Raw genomic sequence first — 17,397 nt, forward strand, 5'->3', positions numbered from 1 at the left:
CGGGGTCCGGACGGCCCATGAGGCCCCCTGCCATGGGCTCGATGTGACCCCGGTGGCAGTGGCTACGCCGGGCCGGGCATCCCCCGAAGCGTGAACACGTGCCTGCCCCTGGTCCGGCCGGTGATGAACACCTTGATGCCATCGGAGGCATTCGTTCCGGCCAGGTAGCGGTAGTTTTCACCCGGGTTGTAGACGGGCGGAGTGTCGGGATCGGCGGGGATGCCAGGACCAAACTCGATGACGTCTGATCCCACGCGGTAACTGCCCATGCCGTCAACGAGCTGGAAGGCGCCCCGTTCGCCCAATGGCGCCACGCCGTCGAGCACTCCCCCGGGCCGGAAGGTGAGTTCCAGGGCAAAGGCAGTGTCCGCGCCTTCGAAGTCGATCGTCAGGACCGCTTGGTCCCCGTCCACCTCCACGCGGATGTCCGTGCCCAGTCTGTGCTCAACGGTTGGCCGGCTGCTGAAGTCCATGCTGGCGCTGAACCTGCCCTCGTGCTGCAGCTCATAAATCCCGTCTTCCCGCCGCTTTCCCTGTGGCAGGGGCAGGTAGAAGTTGGCAGCCACGGTCTCGGACAGGGCCGCCGAGTTGCCGTTGCGGACAGTGTGCTGGCTGCGGAACGGGCCCAGGTCAAAGAAGCTGCGGGAGAGCCGCACACCGGAGAGCATGGCTTCCCCGTGCACGAACCGAAGGAATGTGGGGTTGCTGGACAGGCCCGACACCACGCCGGGGATCAGCTCGTCGCAGCCCCCGAAAACGGTGCTGACGGAGCCGGACGCGCGGAACCGGTGCAGGCCGCAACTGTCCAGCGCGGCCCGGACAGGCGCAAGTGCCGCGGGCAGGCCAGGCGCGGCTCCGGAGATTGAAGCGTCCGACGGCGGCTGCTGGCCCAGGCGGACAGCGTCACCGAAGAGAACATCGCCGAAGGCAGGGCCGCCAGCGTCACCAGCGCCGGAGTCACCAAAAACAGCGTCACCGGGCAGCGCCGCACGCAGCCAGGGGTCGAGCCGGGTCAGTGCCAGCAGCTTGGCCGGTTCATGGAGGGGCAGGGTTCCGAGCCAGGTGGCTGCTGCGGCGAAGTCGGGGCGGCCGTCCTGGTTGGCCAGGCGGCGGTACAGGCGGAGGAACGGGGCCGCATGGAAGGTCAGCCATTGGTCCTGGCGCCGGGAAAACACCGATTCCACGCTGCCGTCCGCGTTGAAGAACGGCAGGAACGCGGTGAGGTTCCGCCGCACGTGGTCCAGCAGCCCGGGCCGGCCGAAGCTGTCCGCGATGGTGATCAGGGACGGGTTGGTGACGGCCGTGGCGTAGAGCGGGCTGCGCTCCGAGTACATACCGTCCGGCAGCTGGTCGATGCCCTCGGCCAGCCATTCCTCGATCCGGTCGGCGATGTCCTGGCTCGGCTGCAACTGATGCATCTGGGCCAGCGCCGCGGACAGCTCCCACCGGTGGTTCGGGGTGTGGACGCCGCCCGAAACCATCGCGTCGGTAGCCCGGGCAACGATGAGGGACAAACGGGCGTCCACTTCTGCCAGTAAAGGACCCGGAGTGTCCAGCGCCCGGATCAGGCCCAGGGCAAGGCACACATCGTTCAGGGTGAAGGCGGAGTCCGGCGGCGAGCACAGGTTGGTTCCGTCGAACAAGCCGGTGGGGCCCTGCAGCAGCTCGAGCCGGTCCAGGTGGCAGGCCATGGGCTCCCGCAGCCGGCCTGACCCGCAATAGGCCGAACCAGGCTCACTGAATACGGTGACCAGGGCCAGCAGCCGTCCCATGGCCTCACGGTGCGGCAGGGCAGCGGCCTGCGGCACGGCAACGCCCTGCGGCTGGGCGGTGAGATGGGGCGCCGCGGAGGCCTCGGCGTCGTGCGTTTCCAGCATGCTGTGCACGTACTGGTCCGCGGCCTTCACCACCCGGCCCAGGAAGACGACCTCGGCTGGGGCTGTCTGCAAATTTCTTACCTTTCATTGGTCCCGCCGCAGCGGCGGCCACCGGATCGGGCTAGTCCTTCAGGCCGGCGCTGACGTCAGCGTTCAACACGTACTTCTGGAACACAAAGAACACCAGCACCAGCGGCAGGATGGAGATCACCGAGGCGCCCAGGAGCACCGGCCAGTCAATGTTCTCGGCACCGACGATGCTCCGGAGAGCCAACTGCAGCGTGTACCACTTGGGGTCGTTGAGCACGATCAGGGGCCAGATGTAGTCGTTCCAGCGCCACTGGAAGGAGAAGATGGCCAGGGTGAACAGGATGGGCCGGGACAACGGCAGCATGATGCGGAAGAAGATGGCCAGCTCGCTGGCGCCGTCGATCCGGGCGGAGTGCAGCAGGTCATCCGGAACCGTCAGGAAGAACTGCCGGAACATAAACACACCGGTGGCGGTGAGGACGGACGGCACAATGATGCCGGCCAGGGAGTTGTACAGGCCCAGGTCCCGGATCACCGAGAACGTGGGGTTCAGGATGACCTCGGTGGGCAGCATCGTGGTGGCCAGGATGCACACAAAGAACAGCCGGGTTCCCTTGTTGTTGTACTTCGCCAGCGCATACCCGGTGCAGGCGCTGAAAAACACCGTCAGCAGGGTGGTGACTATCGCCACCGTAGCCGTATTGAGGAAGTACTGGGCAAAGTCCACCCGTTCCCAGGCGTCCACGAATCCCTGGAACGTCCATTCCCTGGGGAGCATGGACAGCGGGTAGCTGAACAGTTCGCTCCCCGGCTTGAAGGAGCTGAGCAGGAACCAGAGCAGCGGCAGCGCGTAGACGGCCGCGATCAGCCACATCAGCACGGTCAAGGGGACAGACAGTTTGGCCCGGCCCTCCCGATTGCCCCTCTTGCCCCTGATGGACTCCACCTTTTCGGCACCGGGCGCAGCTTCCGCCGCGACGACGGGAGGCAGGTTGGCAGCTGTTGCCATGGGTCAGCCCTTCTTCCGGTTGAACCGCAGCTGGATGAGCGCGATCGCGAGCAGGACCACCATCAGCACCATCGAGGCTGCACTGGCGTAGCCCACCTTGGACTGCTCGAAGCCGGTCTTGTAGATGTACTGGACGATCAGGGTGTTCTCCGTGCCCGGTCCGCCGTTGGTCAGCGCCTGGATCATGGCGAATTCCTTCATTGCGTGGATGGTGGAGAGCAAAATGACCATAAACGACGTCGGCGCAATGCCTGGGAGCGTGACGTTCAGGAAGCGTTGCCACGCGTTCGCCCCGTCCAGCTCGGCTGCCTCCAGCAGGGCCTCCGGGATGTTCTTCAGTGCCGCAATGAACAGCAGCATGTTGAAGGCCGTCCCGCCCCAGGCCGAAGCGAAGATGACCACGGTCAGGGCCAGGTTGCCGTTGCTGGACCACGGCACGGGACTGCCGCCGAGGGTGGAAATGATGAAGTTGACGAACCCGAAGTCCTGCCCGAACAGCCACTTCCAGATGACGCCCACCACAATGGGCGAGATCAGCCAGGGCAGGAAGATCACGATTTTTGCGGCGGTCCGGCCGCGGACGGCCTTGCTGACCAGCAGCGCGGCCACGCCAAGGGAGCAGACATAGACCAGGGGCACGGACAGGACCGTATAGACAAAGGTCCTGCCCAGCGCCGCGTAGAACGTCCCGTCCGCGAACAGCTTCTGGAAGTTGGCGAGGCCGATGAAGTTCAGCTTGCCCACGCCGCGGTAATCCGTGAAGGAGTACAGCAGGCCCAGGGCGCCGGGCCAGACGAAGAAGACCAGGAACAGCACCACGTTGACGCCGATGAGGATCAGCGGTGCGATGACATACCGGTTCCTGCGCTTCTGCTGCGACTTGGTCCCGAGTGCCCCTTTACCGGGCGCTCCCGGCGCCACGGTGGTGGTCATGGTTGAGTGTGCCACGGCCTCAGGCGCCGTTGTAGAGCTTCACGATGTTGTCCACCGTGGTTTTCGCGTCCTGGCTGCCGGAGAGCATCTTGACGGTCTCCTCGCGCAGCGGGTCTCCCGAGAACGGGGTCTCCGCGTAGGCCTCGGCCACCACACGCTTGATGGCGTTGTCGCCCTTGGCCTGGTTGCCGGCAATCTGCTTCTGGTAGAGCTCGAAGGAGGCCTGCTGGAACGGGTACTCCACCTTCAGGTCCTTCACGGGCAGGTAGCCGCCCAGCTTGGCGAACTCGGTGTAGTTGGCATCCTCATAGAACCAGTCGATGAACTTCTTGGCTTCCTCGTCCTGGCCGGTGTCCTTGAACGCGATCATAAAGCCGCCGCCGAGGTTGGTGGCGTTGACTTCCTTCTTGGGCAGCGGCACGGAGAGCCATTCGAAGTCCTTGATGTTCTTGTTGAAGTCCGCCACCTGCCAGCTGCCGGAGTAGTACGCCGCCACCTGGCCGCTCTTGAACATGGCGTTGCCGTCCTCGCCGCTGAGCCAGACCGACTTGGGCATGGTCTGGTCGTCATTGATCCTGGCGAAGTATTCCAGGGTTTCCACGGCCTTGGCATCGCCGGTGTACTTGTCGCCTTCCTTGGCGAATGCGGTGCTGCCAAACTCGTACATCATGGCGCGCAGGCGGTGCCCGGACCGGTCCATGACCACACCGTACTTGGCGCCGGCCTTCTCCCGGACCTGGCTAACTGCCGCCACGAATTCGTCCCACGTCCACGCCTGCTCGATGGCGGTGGGGAACGTGACGCCGGCTTTCTCGAAGAGGCTCTTGTTGATGAACAGGCCCACGGCGGTGAGGTCGGAAGGGATGGCGGGGATGATGCCGTCCGGGGATTCCTGCAGGAAGTTCTCATCAATGCCGCGGGACTTGGCGATGTCCGAGAGGTCCTGGAGCTGGTTGACCCAGAGCGGGTCGAGGCCGGTGACGCGGGCAAGTGCCGGCAGGTCATTGGCGGTGGCGGCGTTCTTCAGCTTGGTGGTGATGTCCGCCGTGGGGACGTCCACCACTTCGATGGTGATGCCGGTGGCTTCCTGGTACTTCTTGGCAGCTGCCGCGAACGCGCCGCCCTGATTGGTGTCGCCGGACAGGACCAGCTGGAGGGTCTTGGAGCCGCCGTCACTCGAGCCGCCGCCGCTGCTGCAGGAGGTAAGTCCCGCTGCCAGCGCTGAGAGTCCGAATGCCGTCAGTCCGAACTGCCGACGGGTGATGCTGGAGATTCTTGTCTTCTCTGACAATGCTCTTTCCTGTCTCTCGCTATGCTCCTGGCCTGCACCTGGACGGGCCCGGCTGGGGGAAGATGTGGCTGCCAGCCTATGGCTGCCAGCCACGGAAAAGCCTTTCCTTCCCCAACTGTGAGCCATGTCATGACAATCTGTCAAGAATACTTTTCCAACGTTGGAGAACCTGTCCGGCCCACCCAGCACCTGTTGCCCGGGGCCGGGTCCACGTACCTTGTTGGCATGGGACTGAATATCCAGATTGTTGTTGACTGCCGCGTGCCCCACGACTTGGCGCAGTGGTGGGCGGAATCCCTCGAGTGGGCGGTGGAGCCACAGGACGAGGGCTTCATCCGGTCCATGATCGAACAGGGCTACGCCACGGAGGACCAGACAACAACCCACAACGGCAAGCTCGTGTGGCGCACCGCCTGCGCCATCCGTCCGCCCGAGGAACTGGACGCAAAAGCGCCGCAGCGGCGGATTCTCTTCCAGACAGCGCCTGAAGGGAAAACCGTGAAGAACCGCGTGCACTGGGACGTCCACCTGGCAGGCCGGGACAAGGACGAGGTGCGCCGGGAGTTCGAGTCCCGCGGTGCAACGTTCCTCTGGACAGCCAACGAGGGACCGCATTTCTGGCACACCATGGCGGACCCCGAGGGCAACGAGTTCTGCATCAGCTGACCCCGATTACTAGACTTGGACGGTGAGCAACCAAATCCCCGCCTCGGTGTCCGACGTCTTCGATCCAACCCGCTGGCGTGTGGTGTCCGGCTTTGACGACTTCCAGGACATGACGTACCACCGCCAGGTGGAAAGGGATTCCGACGGCGGCTGGCTGCGTGACCTGCCCACGGTCCGGATCGCCTTCAACCGGCCCGAGGTCCGCAACGCCTTCCGGCCCGGCACCGTTGATGAGCTCTACCGGGCCATGGACCACGCGCGGATGTCCCCGGACGTGGCCACCGTCCTGCTCACCGGCAACGGTCCCTCCCCCAAGGACGGCGGCCATTCCTTCTGCTCCGGCGGCGACCAGCGGATCAGGGGAAGGGACGGCTACCGGTACGCCGACGGCGAGACGCAGGAGAGCATAGATCCGGCCCGGGCCGGCAGGCTGCACATCCTGGAAGTGCAGCGGCTGATGCGGACCATGCCCAAGGTGGTCATCGCGGTGGTCAACGGCTGGGCGGCCGGCGGCGGCCACTCCCTGCATGTGGTGGCGGACCTGACCATCGCCTCCCGGCAGCATGGCAAGTTCAAGCAGACGGACGCCACCGTGGGCAGCTTCGACGCCGGCTACGGCTCAGCGCTGCTGGCGCGCCAGATCGGGCAGAAAGCTGCGCGCGAAATCTTTTTCCTGGCCCGCGAATATTCCGCGGAGGACATGGTTCGCATGGGCGCCGTGAACGAGGCCGTGGACCACCAGCGCCTCGAAGAAGTCGCCCTGGAGTATGCGGCTGATATCGCCCGGCAGTCACCGCAGGCCATCCGGATGCTCAAGTTCGCGTTCAACCTGGCCGACGACGGCCTGGCCGGCCAGCAGGTGTTTGCCGGCGAAGCCACCCGGCTGGCCTACATGACGGACGAGGCGGTGGAGGGCAAGGAGGCGTTCCTGCAAAAACGCGACCCCGACTGGTCCAGCTTCCCGCACTACTTCTAAGGCAGGACCGGCAATGAGCACCGAACCCACAGGCGCCCCCGGCAACACCACACAGACCGGCGCCCCCAACATCGAACCGGCACTGAAGGCCTTGGCCGCGGCCCTCCACGGCGAGGGGCCCGCCGTCGAGCTTTCCGTCGACGGGGACGGACAGCTGGTAGTAGGCCACGTGGAGACACCAGGCTGCGACGACGCCGTGGCCGTGGTCCGCACCTCCGGGTCCACCGGGACCCCTAAGGCCACCATCCTGACGGTCGAATCCCTGGCAGCATCCTCGATGTCCACCGCCCTGGCGCTCAAGGGCGAGGGCCAGTGGCTCCTGGCGCTGCCCGTCCAGTACGTGGCGGGCATCCAGGTCCTGGTCCGTTCGCTGTTCGCCGGCACCCGCCCGTGGGTCATGGACATGTCCGGCGGCTTTACCCCCGAAGCCTTCACGGCCGCCGCCCTGGAGCTGACGGACAAGATCCGGTTCACCTCCCTGGTCCCCACCCAGCTGCAGCGGCTCCTCCACGAGCCGTCCCCCGACACCATGGCGGTGCTGCGGCGCTTCAACGCCATCCTGCTGGGTGGCGCTCCCGCGTCCGCTGCGCTGCTGGCTGCCGCCGCGGATGCCGGCGTCCGCGTGGTCACCACCTATGGCTCCGCCGAATCGTCCGGCGGCTGCGTCTACAACGGTTTCCCGCTGGAGGGCGTGTCCGTCCGCGTTGAGGCCGACGGCCGCATCCTGCTGGGCGGCGACACCATCGCGGCCGGCTACCTGGAGACGCCGGACGAGGGCAGCGCCACCTTCTTCGAGGAGGACGGCGTGCGCTGGTTCCGCACCAGCGACCTCGGCAGCATTAACGACGACGGCCGGCTCACCGTCCTGGGCCGCGCCGACGACGTCATTATCAGCGGCGGCATCAAAGTTTCCGCCGCGCACGTACAGGAAGAGCTGGAAAAGTCCGACGCCGTCACTGCGGCTTTTGTGGCCGGCGTCCCGTCCGCCGAATGGGGCCAGGCAGTGGCAGCCTACGTGGCAGTGGCCGGGTCAGGCCCCGAGCAGGACCCGGCGGAAACCGGCGGGTCCCTTGGGAGCCGGGACCACGCCGTCGTCCTCGAACAGGAATGGCACCGGACGCTGGGCATCCTGGCACCCAAAACCGTGCTCGCCGCCCCGTCACTGCTGATGCTGCCCAACGGCAAGCCTGACAGACTCGCCATGGCCGCCGAACTCAACGCCCTGCACCAGGGAAAGTAAAGTAGACCTGCACCATCGGGCAGGATCCTCCTCCTGCCGCCTTCCCCACACCAACGCGAGGTACTGACCGTGGCCACAGCCGCACAATGGATCCAAGGCGCCCGACTCCGGACGCTGCCCGCCGCGATTGCGCCCGTGCTGATCGGCTCCGCCGCCGCCTACGAGATGGATTCGTTCCGCCTGTTAAACGCCATCCTCGCGGCGCTCGTGGCACTCCTGCTCCAGGTGGGAGTGAACTACGCCAACGACTACTCCGACGGCATCCGCGGCACCGACGATGACCGGGTGGGCCCGCTCCGGCTCGTGGGGTCAGGCGCTGCCAAGCCCGAACATGTCAAATATGCCGCTTTCGGCACATTCGGTGCCGCCATGGTTTTTGGGCTGGTCCTGGTGGTCATCACCCAGAGCTGGTGGCTGATCCTGGTGGGGATCGGCTGCGTGATGGCGGCCTGGGGCTACACCGGCGGCAAAAACCCCTACGGCTACATGGGCCTGGGTGATGTTTTTGTGTTTGTGTTCTTCGGGCTGGTGGCCACGCTGGGAACCACCTACACGCAGGCGGGGCAGATCAACCTGCCCGCCATCATCGGCGCCATCGGCACCGGGCTGATTGCCACGGCCCTGCTGATGGCCAACAACGTCCGGGACATCCCCACCGACATGCAGGCCGGCAAGAAGACCCTCGCCGTGCGGCTGGGTGACAAGCACGCCCGCGAAAGCTACGTGCTGATGCTCGCCGTGGCCATCATGCTGGTGGTGGTCCTGGCCCCGGGACGGCCGTGGATGCTGATCGTGCTGCTGCTGATTCCGGCCTGCCTCATGCCCGCATGGCTGATGATCAACGGCCGCAAGCGCAAAAGCCTGATCCCGGTCCTGAAGCAGACCGGAATGATCAACCTCGGCTACAGTTTGCTGTTCTCACTGGGCCTGGTGCTCAGCCACGGCTTCTAGGGCCCTTTGCGGTTTACCGGGCGGTGCTAGGACTTCTTGGGGTCCTTGGCGTCATTGCTGATGACGATGTCCGGGTTGGCATCAAGGAGGGCGTCCTCGGCGTTCGCATCCTGGACCTCATTCGCAGAGCGAAGCGGCTTGGCCTTGCCGGAGAAGCGCTGGTGCAGGGCCGCTGCCGCCGCATCACGCTGCTTCTGGAAGAACAGGTAGCTCACGGCGAACGCGATCAGTCCGGCGCAGACCACGGACATCAGGACGCCGAGCTGCAGGAGCATGAAAACAACAAACAGGGGCGCGAAGAGAGCCAGGCGGATCAGGGAATATTTCAAAAAGGCCACTATTCAAGTTTAGCCGCCTCCCGCCCAAGCCCCCGCGGCTGCGGACGATAGACTTGATGGCATGCTCTTCCGTGTGGCTTTGGCCGTGGCAGTCCTCGTCATCTTTGTGTATGGCCTCGTGGACGTGATCCGCACTGATGGGCGACTCACGCGGGGGATCTCCAAACCGGCCTGGATTGTGGTCATGATCGTCCTGCCCGTGATCGGCGCCATTCTCTGGCTCCTGATCGGCCGGCCGCGCGGCACTTCCCCCCAACCGAGCCAGCGCCATCCCACAGCTCCGGACGATGATCCGGACTTCCTCCGCAACCTCGAAGCCCGCCGGCGCAACCAGGCGGAAGCGGAGCGCCTGAAGCGGCTCAAGGATGAACTGGATGCCAAAGCGAAGAACCACGGCGACGGCAAAGCCGGCGGCAAGGACAAGCACGAAACCGACGAACACGATACCGACGGACTGAAGTAGGGGCGGATGACTCAGGAACCTGGTGGCGAAGACCGGCTGCAAACCACACCCCAAGGGGCTGCAGCCCCGTCTTCGCCCCCGGGCCCGGCAGCGCCTCCACCCAGGCCGGGGTTGTCCTGGGCTGCTCCGGCTCCCATCGTTGCCATCCCGCCGGCACCGCGGAGCGTCAAGAATGCCAGGACCCTGTGGCTGGTCAGCTTCGTGGCAGGGCTGGCCGTCCCCGTGGGCTCTTTCCTGACCCGCGACTCCCACCTGCAACGGCTGAAGACCGTGGTGGAGTCAATGGCGCCCGGTGGTGAGGCCGGGGCCGTCACCACTGCCACGGGCATCGTCTTCTGGGGAAGCATCGCGGCCATCCTCCTGGTGATCGTGCTGGAGGCCGCCATGCTGGGCGTGGTGATGGGCCGCCAGGGCTGGGCCCGGTGGGCGCTGCTGCTCCTGCTGGCCGGACACGCCGTTGTCCTGTTGGTGGCGTCAGCGTTCCTGGTGCCCGACGGCGATGCCGGCAGCTACGTGGTGCTGTTCTGGGGCCTCAACCTGTTGCTGGCGCTGGTGGGGCTGGTGTTCTTCTTTATGCCCTCGGCCACCGCGTGGCTCAAATCCGGCCGCTGACGTCCCGGCGTCAGGCGGGCTGGGCCGCCAGGTGGCTGCATTCGGCAACCACACCCTCGCAGCTCCGGACCACCACCCTGCACACCTCGAGGGCGGAGCGGTCGGTCAGCGGGTTTTCCGACACGGCCCGCCACTTCTCCAGGTAACGCCGCGCCTCGGCGGCCAGCTGTTCCGGCCCGGCGTCCGCGTCCAGTCCCAGCCGCACATGGGAGGCCGCACCCCAGCCGCCGATCAGGCCCTCGGCTTCGCTGGCCAGCTCTGGCGGCAGCGATGTTCCCGTGGTCCGCAGGGTTGCCAGCAGCCGCAGTTCCCGGAACTCGTGGGCGTTGACCTGGAGCCGTTCCAGGGCTGCCACCAGCGCGCCGGTCCCCTCCCGGGGTGAGGTGCGGAGAAGGGTGTCAACCCCCACCAGGGCCGTCCTCGCCTTGAGTGCTTCGGCGCGGGCCTGGAACTGGCGTCCCAGCAGGTCCAGCAGCGGATGCAGGCCGCTCCGCCGGGCGAGTTCGTGCGCCAGCGGTGTGGGTTCGCCGAAGCCGTTGCGGATGAGCACCACGGAGAGGCGGATACCGAACAGGCCGTAACGCTCCAGCAGCGCGGTGCGGGCCGCCGTCGTCAATCCTTCCGGACCGGCAACGCGCACGAACCGGTCCGCGGACAGCAGGAGCTTTTCCCGCTCGGTCCGTTCCATCCCTGCAAGGAGCTGCAGGGCCTCGAAATCGGACTGGCGCATGGTGCGGGCGCTCTGCGCCAGGAGCCCCGCCACCGGGACCACCCCCAACGCCAGCTTCTGCAGGCTGTGGTCCCGGCGGTATCTTTCGGCGATATCCGCGGCAGACAGGAGGGAATCGATCCTTCCGGCACCCACCTCGTCTGCCCTGGAGAGCACGGCCAGCGCGTTCACGGTGCCGGACCTCCCCGCCTCGGTGTCCTTGAAGGATTCGAGGAACCTCAGGTCGGATGCGTGCATGTGGCGCATCAGGTAGATGATCGCGTCCGCTTCCGACGGCGTGTCCTCCGGGGTCAGGAAGCTGGTGGACCGTGCCGCCACGTCTTCAGAGAGGGAGGCAATGCCTGGCGTGTCGATCAACGTCATGTCCCGCAGGCCCGGCGACGGCCACTCGACATCCAGCCGGGCGACGTCGTCCGCTGTGGCGTCCCCGAGGACAAACACCAGGCGGCCGTCCACGCGCTTGACGGGAAGACTGCGCGGTTCACCCGTCACGGGGTACAGCGTGATCTTCGGCGTGTGGCCGTAGCGGTACCAGGTGACGATCCTGGTGCACTCTGCCGTGTCCGTGGGTGCTATCTCCTCGCCGAGGATGGCGTTCAGGAGCGTGGACTTGCCGGCCTTCACCATGCCTGCGACGGCGATCCGCAACGGTTCTTCCAGCCTCCTGGCGTACCCTTGCAGGGCCGCCACAGACGCCGGATCGTCCCGGTAGGCGTCCAGCGCCTCCCGGACGAGGTCCGCGACCCCCACAATGGTTGACGGTGTCATCCCACCGCCGCCACAGCCTTCGGCAACCCCGCCATCCGGGCCGGACCAGCCGGCGGTTCCGGGCCGCGCGGGGCGGCTGCCCGGCTTGCCCGCCCGGCGTCCGCGGCCACTTCAGCGGCCACCGCCCCGGCGGCACGGGCCAGCGTGTCAACCTTCTTGAGTTCAGCCTTGATCTCGCGGATGCGCACGTCCTTCTCGAGGGCGTACATGGTGGCGGCTTTCTGGGCTGCCGCCACTGAATCGGCCAGCGACCGGTGGTGCACTTCCGCAATCTCGGTGAAGTGGTCCCGGGTGGAACGCTGGACCAGCCGCAGCCGGTCCTTCAGCTGCTTGCCCACCTGGAACGTGACGTCGTCCAGCTGGCGCCGGACCAGGGCCTTTGCCTCGGCCTGGCGCCGCTTCAGCCGGGCTTCCTTGTCCTCCCGGTAGGCCTTGCGTCCCAGCAGCAGCCCGGCGCCCACGGAGAGGGGGTTGATCAGGGCCATGCCGAAGATCCCGGTCAGCAGGCCGAACATCAGCACGCCGCCGTAGGACCCCCGCATGCCGATCAGCACCTTTTGCATGGGGTTGACGCGGCCATTGTCGAGGGTGGGCATGTCGTCCACCGGGTCCAGGGCGTCACCCGTGTCCGAAACGTGGAGGACCGGAAGTGTCACCTCATCCTCGGCAAAATGTTCAGCTACCTGGGCGGCCAGCCACTGGGCCCGCTCGCTGGTCCAGACGAACGTATCCGAGATGGCCGCGGCGGCGCACTCTTCCAGCCACTGCGAGAACTCTGACCACGTGGGGCCGGGGTCCCCGAGGTCGATGGCCGTCTCGGCTTCACGCTGGATCCGCCGCAGCCGGTCCCGGAGGTCGTACTCCATGTCGGCGATGAGATCGCTGATGCCATCGTTAAGGGTGATCTGCCAGCGGGCGGACCGTTTGCGCAGTTCGTCAGCCTCGGCTTTGGCCATTTCCAGGCCGGCTATCATCTGCGGCGTGTTTTGCGGGTTTTCGAAGGCCTCCAGTTCGGACTGCAGGGAGAGCCGGAGGTTCTCGGTCACGGACAGCACGTCCTGGCTGACGGAACGCCGCTGGAGGCGCTGCGCCTTGCCCACGATCTCGTCACGGATGTGCGTGATCAGGCCGGGAAAGCCGGATTCCGCGTTCAGTTCGGCATCCTGGAGGCGTGAGGCTTCCAGGCGCAGGTCGGAGGAAACACTGAACAGCGGAATGTCCTGCGCCACCTGGGCAAGGTGCCCGCGGTCAATTTCCTCCACCCGCCGCCATTCCGGATAAAGGTCAGTCTTGGAGAGGACACCCACAACGCTGGGGGTGATCCGCATGGCCTGCCGCAGGAATCGCAGTTCCGGTTCCGTGTACTCCTGGGAGGCATCGGAGACCAGCAGCATGGCATCAGCCGTGGGAAGCGCCGTCAGGGTGGTCAGGGTATGCGAGGAGTTCAGGCCGCCCACGCCCGGGGAGTCAATAACGGTCAGCCCGCCCGTCAGGAGTTTCCGGGGCAGGTACACCTCGCCCGCCACAAGCTTTTTGGTGTTGCCAGGGTTGCCCCGCTCCGAAACATAGGACGGCAGGTCAGCGATGGGAACCGGCCGGCGTTCAATATTGGCTTCGTCGGTGGACTCGGAGTCTTCCTTCGGGACCAGGATGGCAGCCGAGGCGGTCTCGCCGTAGCGGACCACCGTAGGGACAGAGGTGGCAATGTCGTCGTCCACCGGGCAGGCCGGAGCGTTCACCAGCGCGTTAATGAGTTTGCTCTTGCCCTGCTTGAATTCGCCAACCACGATGACCCGGATGCTGGGGTCCTTCAACCTGCGTAACGTCTGGTCGAGGCGTTTTCGAAGGTCCAGGCGGTCTCCGGTGCCCACCAGTTCGAGGCCCTGCTCCACGAGCTTTGCGAGTTGGGCCTCCGCCAGGGGTGTTGACGGTTTTACCGGTCCTGCATCTGCCACAGCGTGTCCTTTACCTCAGTTCGTGATGGGATAAGCCGCCGAAGAGCCCGGCAGGAGGAAAGCTGCCTCCCGCCGGGCACTTCTGGTGCATCCGGGACTGCTTAGCCGGCAAAGGCGTCGTCGCCGGCTACTGCGAGCTGGTTGTCCTCGACGTTCACGTCGGTGGTGGTTTCGGAGTTGTCGTTGAACGACTCCGTAAAGGTCTCCGAGTTGTCCTCGGTGAACTCGAGGCTGTTGTCGGCGACAACAACGTTGTCTTCGATTTCCGTGGAGTTGTCCTGGAAGGAGTCCTCGACGTCCACATCCACATCCGTGTTGGTGGAATTGTCCGAGTTGTCCTGGAAGGAGTCCTCGATCTCCAGCGAGTTGTTGGTGGAGTTGTCGGAGTTGTCCTGGAAGGAGTCCACAACATCCACGTCCACGTCCGTGTTGGTGGAATTGTCGTTGCCGGAGTCCCTCACGTCGACGGAGTTGTCCGAGTTGTCGGAGTTGTCCGAGTTGTTGTTGTTGGAATCATTGGTGGAGTTATCGGAGTTGTCGTTGAACGAGTCGTCAACATCAACATCCAGATCCGTGTTGAAGGAGTCGTCGATGTCCGTTTCCGTGTTGCCAACGCTGGCGTCGCGGCCGGCGCGGATCGAGTTGTCCTCGGAGTTATCCGTGGAGTTGTCCGCGTTGTAGGAGTCGCTGATGTTGTTGGAATCATCAACGTCGGCATCGTCACCGGCGGCGATTGCACGGTCGCCGGAAGCAACCACAGAATCGTTGTCGAACCACTGCTCAACATCGCCGTCGGCCCAGATGTTCTGGTTGACGGACTGGTCCGTGATGGTGTCACGGTCATCCACCGTTGAGGTGTACGTCGAAGTGTAGGAGTAGTGGTTCACTACGTGGTGGAGCTGCTGGACGGCATGTCCATGGTCCTCGTGCTCGTGGTGGCCGCCACCGTGTCCGCCGCCGGACGGAGGCGGGGTGTAGCCGCCGCCGTTGTGGCCGGTGCTGGCGCTGTTGCCGCCGGTGTTGTAATCGCGGTCGAACCGGGAGGCGTTGATCGTGACAGGAGCGTAGTCCAGGACAACCGGCATGGCTGCGTCAACATCAGCCGAGCAAACACCGCCCAGGCCGTGGTCCTCGAGGACGCGTTCCGGATCGTCCAGGAACTCCTGTGCTGCCTGGCGGTCGCCGAAGAGGTGCATCAGGAACTGGACGAGATCGTTTGCGAGTGTCATTTGATTGTCCCTCATCTTCTTGGGTTGCGGATCGCCTGGCTTCCTTGCCGGGCTTGAATCAAACGTACGGTTCCCCCTCGGGACCGGACATCGGGCCATTTCCCCCTACCGTCGGTCCCCCCTGCCGGGAACTGCGCGCCATCCCATTAGGGGTTTTAGGGGTTCATTCCTGTTGGGGGTCTTCCGAAGCCAGGGCCAACCGCAGCCTGGCCAGCAGGTCGGAGCGGTTTTCCGCGCCCAGGCGGCGACGCATGCGGGCGATGTGATGTTCCGCAGTCCGCGGAGAGATGTAGATGGCCTCCCCGATCTCCCGGTATGTCTTGCCTTCCAGCACCAGCCTGGCCACTTCCTTTTCCCGCTCGCTCAGGCCCGATCCGTCCGGATGCATGCCATTGCCCCCTTCGGCCGGGGTGTGCCGGGACTCGGGAACCCCTGATGTTCCGTTGCCTCCCTGGTTTGCCTGCGGGTGAAGGTCCCTCGCGCAGGACAGCAGGCGCACCATGTCCTTGCGGTCGTCAGCGCGCGCCGCGGCGTGTCCAGCCAGCCTGGCGCCTTCCCAGGGCATTCCCATCCTGCCCAGGCCCCGCGCCGCCGACTCCACGTCAACCCTGCGGAACTTCCCTGCCAGCACCGAAACCCAGGCCTTGCCGGCGGCGGCCAGCACGGCGGCAAGGTGGCTGTGTGCCGAGGCCCGCGCCAGGGCGGCGGCATGGGGAGCCAGGTCGGCGGGGCTCTCACGGAGCAGTGCCGCCTGGACGGCTGCCCAGTGGAAGGGCACGGCCCACAGGAGCGGATCGCCCAGGCGCCCCAGCAGCTGGTTCGCCTCCTCCAGGTAATGTGCCACGCGGCGGGTTTCCCGCAGCCGGGCTGCGGCGATCATCAGCTCGCCCCACGGCAGCAGGCTGTAGAGGTCCACCGAGGTGTGGAGCATGGCTTCATGCGCCCGCTCCCAAGCCATCACCAGTTCAGGGATCTCGCCGCTGCGCCGTGCGAGCCCCACCTCCAGCGCAGCAAGGAGGAACTCATCGCGCGGGACCAACGGCCAGTGGTTCGCTTTCGAGGCCTCATTGATGGCCAGCCGGGCGTCTTCCGGTTTGTCCTGCTGCATGGCCGACCACGCCTGCAGCAGGAAGAGCCTCGGCTTTGCCGCGTTCCCGCCCTGTCCGGCTGCGGCGGCGACCCGGCAGACAGTTTCGGCCAGGTGGGGCTCCCCGCTGTGCAGGGCAAGGAGGGCGGCCAGGGCCGCCGGGGTGTCCGGGAGGGGAAGCGCCGTACGTGTTGCGTTGAGCATGTCCGAGGCGTGGATCAGCACCGGCAGCGCCTGGTGCGGATCCGAGGCCAGCGACTCCATAACACCCTTGCCCGTCTCCGCAAGGGCGGCGGCCAGGAGCGTCGGAGCTGCCGGCGGTGCGTCCGACTTGAACAGCGCTGTGGCCGCCGCGAGGTTGCCGCAGCCGATCATGGAAACGGCTGCGAGCGGCGCTGAGGGGCCAACCCTGGTGGGACCCAGCCAGCTGTAGGCGTCCGCACCCCGGGCCAGCATGCCCCGCTGGGCCCACACCGCTGCGGCCACGTCCACCCCGCGGCGCACATCGGGTGGGTCGGCGGACACCAGGAGGGTGTCGATGATGAGGGTGGCCGTGTCCAGGTCCCCGTCCGCGGCAGCCGCCTGCGCCCGGCGTGCAGCGGTTGCAATTTCGTCGGCGCCTGCCAGCAGGGCCTCATCGTAGAGCTGGGCGGCCAGCCCCGGATCATGTTCCAGCGCCTTGTCGCCTGCGTGTTCCAGCTCGAACGCAACGCGGGGGTCCGCTAGTCCGCCACGGGCCAGAGTGCGCGCAAGGTCCCCCAGTGGCTGGCGATCTGCGGCATAGGCGGACACCAGTTCGCGCTGGAGGGCGTGCACCCGGGTGGTGGGGGCTACCGTCAGCAACGCATGCTGGGCAGGTCCCACCACGGTTCCATCCTGGGCCAGCAACCCGGCTGTTTCGGCCCGCTCAACCAGCACGTCCAGGCTTTCCACATCACCGCCGTCGATCTTCCGCTGCAGATCGGCAGGCAACGGACCGGGCAGCACAAAACCAACGGACAGGGCCAACAGTAGTTCGCGGACTGCCGCGTTTTCGCCCTTGAGCTGCCGGGCCATCTGCTCGGCGGCGTGGGGCGATTGACCGTGGTTCAACTCCTGCGGCAGGAAGCCATGGTCCTCTGCGCGCATGTTATGGCCAGCCATCCTAGGCCGCCGGCTCAGTGGTGACGGGGACGGCAGGCTCCGACGCGGTTGGTTCGGTGGGCGGCGGGGGTGGGGGCGCGTCCGTGGTCGGCGCCGGAG

The 17,397-nt window shown here is 66.1% G+C and carries 15 protein-coding genes; 6 read left to right on the forward strand and 9 right to left on the reverse strand.

Translation table 11 applies throughout. The features are described from left to right. Positions 1–62: 62 nt before the first annotated feature. From BACI348_RS16885 to BACI348_RS16900, 4 genes are read right to left on the reverse strand one after another with little or no spacing between them, the layout of a single operon-like run. Positions 63–1,949 (reverse strand): hypothetical protein, encoded by a 1,887-nt coding sequence (locus BACI348_RS16885; RefSeq protein ID WP_159828123.1) that lies wholly within the window; start codon positions 1,947–1,949, stop codon positions 63–65. A gap of 49 nt (positions 1,950–1,998) precedes the next feature. Further along, complete coding sequence (locus BACI348_RS16890; protein WP_201298441.1) at positions 1,999–2,916, reverse strand: carbohydrate ABC transporter permease; 918 nt, start codon at positions 2,914–2,916, stop codon at positions 1,999–2,001. Between the two features lie 3 nt (positions 2,917–2,919). After that, positions 2,920–3,864: a carbohydrate ABC transporter permease gene (locus tag BACI348_RS16895; RefSeq protein WP_201298442.1), complete on the reverse strand. Its 945-nt coding sequence runs from the start codon at positions 3,862–3,864 to the stop codon at positions 2,920–2,922. Between the two features lie 4 nt (positions 3,865–3,868). Further along, positions 3,869–5,140, reverse strand: a complete 1,272-nt coding sequence (locus BACI348_RS16900; RefSeq protein ID WP_159828126.1) for an ABC transporter substrate-binding protein — start codon at positions 5,138–5,140, stop codon at positions 3,869–3,871. A gap of 225 nt (positions 5,141–5,365) precedes the next feature. On the opposite strand from BACI348_RS16900, the gene BACI348_RS16905 reads away from it, so the two are divergent. The 4 genes from BACI348_RS16905 (at position 5,366) to BACI348_RS16920 (ending at position 8,973) form a co-directional block, all read left to right on the forward strand. Beyond that, the gene (locus tag BACI348_RS16905; RefSeq protein WP_159828129.1) at positions 5,366–5,806 is read left to right on the forward strand and encodes a VOC family protein; all 441 of its coding nucleotides are present in this window, start codon (positions 5,366–5,368) and stop codon (positions 5,804–5,806) included. A gap of 22 nt (positions 5,807–5,828) precedes the next feature. Beyond that, entirely contained in the window at positions 5,829–6,782 is a 954-nt protein-coding gene (locus BACI348_RS16910; protein ID WP_159828132.1) for a 1,4-dihydroxy-2-naphthoyl-CoA synthase, read from the forward strand. A gap of 13 nt (positions 6,783–6,795) precedes the next feature. Continuing rightward, positions 6,796–8,022, forward strand: coding sequence for an AMP-binding protein (locus BACI348_RS16915; RefSeq protein ID WP_159828135.1), 1,227 nt, complete (start codon positions 6,796–6,798; stop codon positions 8,020–8,022). A gap of 69 nt (positions 8,023–8,091) precedes the next feature. Then, on the forward strand, positions 8,092–8,973 hold the full coding sequence (locus BACI348_RS16920; protein WP_159828138.1) for a 1,4-dihydroxy-2-naphthoate polyprenyltransferase: 882 nt from the start codon (positions 8,092–8,094) through the stop codon (positions 8,971–8,973). Positions 8,974–8,999: 26 nt separating this feature from the next. Here the strand turns inward: BACI348_RS16920 and BACI348_RS16925 are convergent, their stop codons facing one another. Continuing rightward, entirely contained in the window at positions 9,000–9,311 is a 312-nt protein-coding gene (locus tag BACI348_RS16925; protein WP_201298443.1) for a DUF4229 domain-containing protein, read from the reverse strand. Positions 9,312–9,372: 61 nt separating this feature from the next. Here BACI348_RS16925 and BACI348_RS16930 point away from each other — a divergent pair, with 61 nt between their 5' ends. Further along, positions 9,373–9,774, forward strand: coding sequence for a PLD nuclease N-terminal domain-containing protein (locus BACI348_RS16930; protein WP_159828141.1), 402 nt, complete (start codon positions 9,373–9,375; stop codon positions 9,772–9,774). Between the two features lie 6 nt (positions 9,775–9,780). Then, positions 9,781–10,386 carry a hypothetical protein gene (locus BACI348_RS16935; RefSeq protein ID WP_236557609.1) on the forward strand — a complete coding sequence of 202 codons (606 nt, stop codon included), beginning with the start codon at positions 9,781–9,783 and terminating at the stop codon, positions 10,384–10,386. Positions 10,387–10,396: 10 nt separating this feature from the next. Here BACI348_RS16935 and BACI348_RS16940 read toward each other — a convergent pair whose 3' ends face one another. The 4 genes from BACI348_RS16940 to BACI348_RS16955 all read right to left on the reverse strand — a co-directional run bounded on the left by BACI348_RS16940 (position 10,397) and on the right by BACI348_RS16955 (position 17,283). Next, entirely contained in the window at positions 10,397–11,884 is a 1,488-nt protein-coding gene (locus tag BACI348_RS16940) for a dynamin family protein (protein WP_159828144.1), read from the reverse strand. Next, positions 11,881–13,839: a dynamin family protein gene (locus tag BACI348_RS16945; RefSeq protein ID WP_236557610.1), complete on the reverse strand. Its 1,959-nt coding sequence runs from the start codon at positions 13,837–13,839 to the stop codon at positions 11,881–11,883. The genes BACI348_RS16940 and BACI348_RS16945 overlap by 4 nt, the downstream gene beginning before the upstream one ends. Positions 13,840–13,940: 101 nt before the next feature. Beyond that, positions 13,941–15,068 carry an IniB N-terminal domain-containing protein gene (locus tag BACI348_RS16950; RefSeq protein ID WP_159828147.1) on the reverse strand — a complete coding sequence of 376 codons (1,128 nt, stop codon included), beginning with the start codon at positions 15,066–15,068 and terminating at the stop codon, positions 13,941–13,943. A 163-nt stretch (positions 15,069–15,231) separates the two neighbouring features. Further along, entirely contained in the window at positions 15,232–17,283 is a 2,052-nt protein-coding gene (locus BACI348_RS16955) for a LuxR C-terminal-related transcriptional regulator (protein ID WP_236557611.1), read from the reverse strand. Positions 17,284–17,397: the final 114 nt, after the last annotated feature.

The sequence above is a fragment of the Arthrobacter sp. 9AX genome, assembly GCF_902506095.1.
Taxonomy (GTDB): Bacteria; Actinomycetota; Actinomycetes; order Actinomycetales; family Micrococcaceae; genus Arthrobacter.

What these genes read in the sequence shown, in the direction of transcription:
- BACI348_RS16890 (WP_201298441.1), bottom strand. Translation starts at nt 2,916, where the DNA reads ATGGCAACAGCTGCCAACCTGCCTCCCGTCGTCGCGGCGGAAGCTGCG.
- BACI348_RS16905 (WP_159828129.1), top strand. Translation starts at nt 5,366, where the DNA reads ATGGGACTGAATATCCAGATTGTTGTTGACTGCCGCGTGCCCCACGAC.
- BACI348_RS16915 (WP_159828135.1), top strand. Translation starts at nt 6,796, where the DNA reads ATGAGCACCGAACCCACAGGCGCCCCCGGCAACACCACACAGACCGGC.
- BACI348_RS16930 (WP_159828141.1), top strand. Translation starts at nt 9,373, where the DNA reads ATGCTCTTCCGTGTGGCTTTGGCCGTGGCAGTCCTCGTCATCTTTGTG.
- BACI348_RS16935 (WP_236557609.1), top strand. Translation starts at nt 9,781, where the DNA reads ATGACTCAGGAACCTGGTGGCGAAGACCGGCTGCAAACCACACCCCAA.
- BACI348_RS16940 (WP_159828144.1), bottom strand. Translation starts at nt 11,884, where the DNA reads ATGACACCGTCAACCATTGTGGGGGTCGCGGACCTCGTCCGGGAGGCG.
- BACI348_RS16950 (WP_159828147.1), bottom strand. Translation starts at nt 15,068, where the DNA reads ATGACACTCGCAAACGATCTCGTCCAGTTCCTGATGCACCTCTTCGGC.
- BACI348_RS16955 (WP_236557611.1), bottom strand. Translation starts at nt 17,283, where the DNA reads ATGCGCGCAGAGGACCATGGCTTCCTGCCGCAGGAGTTGAACCACGGT.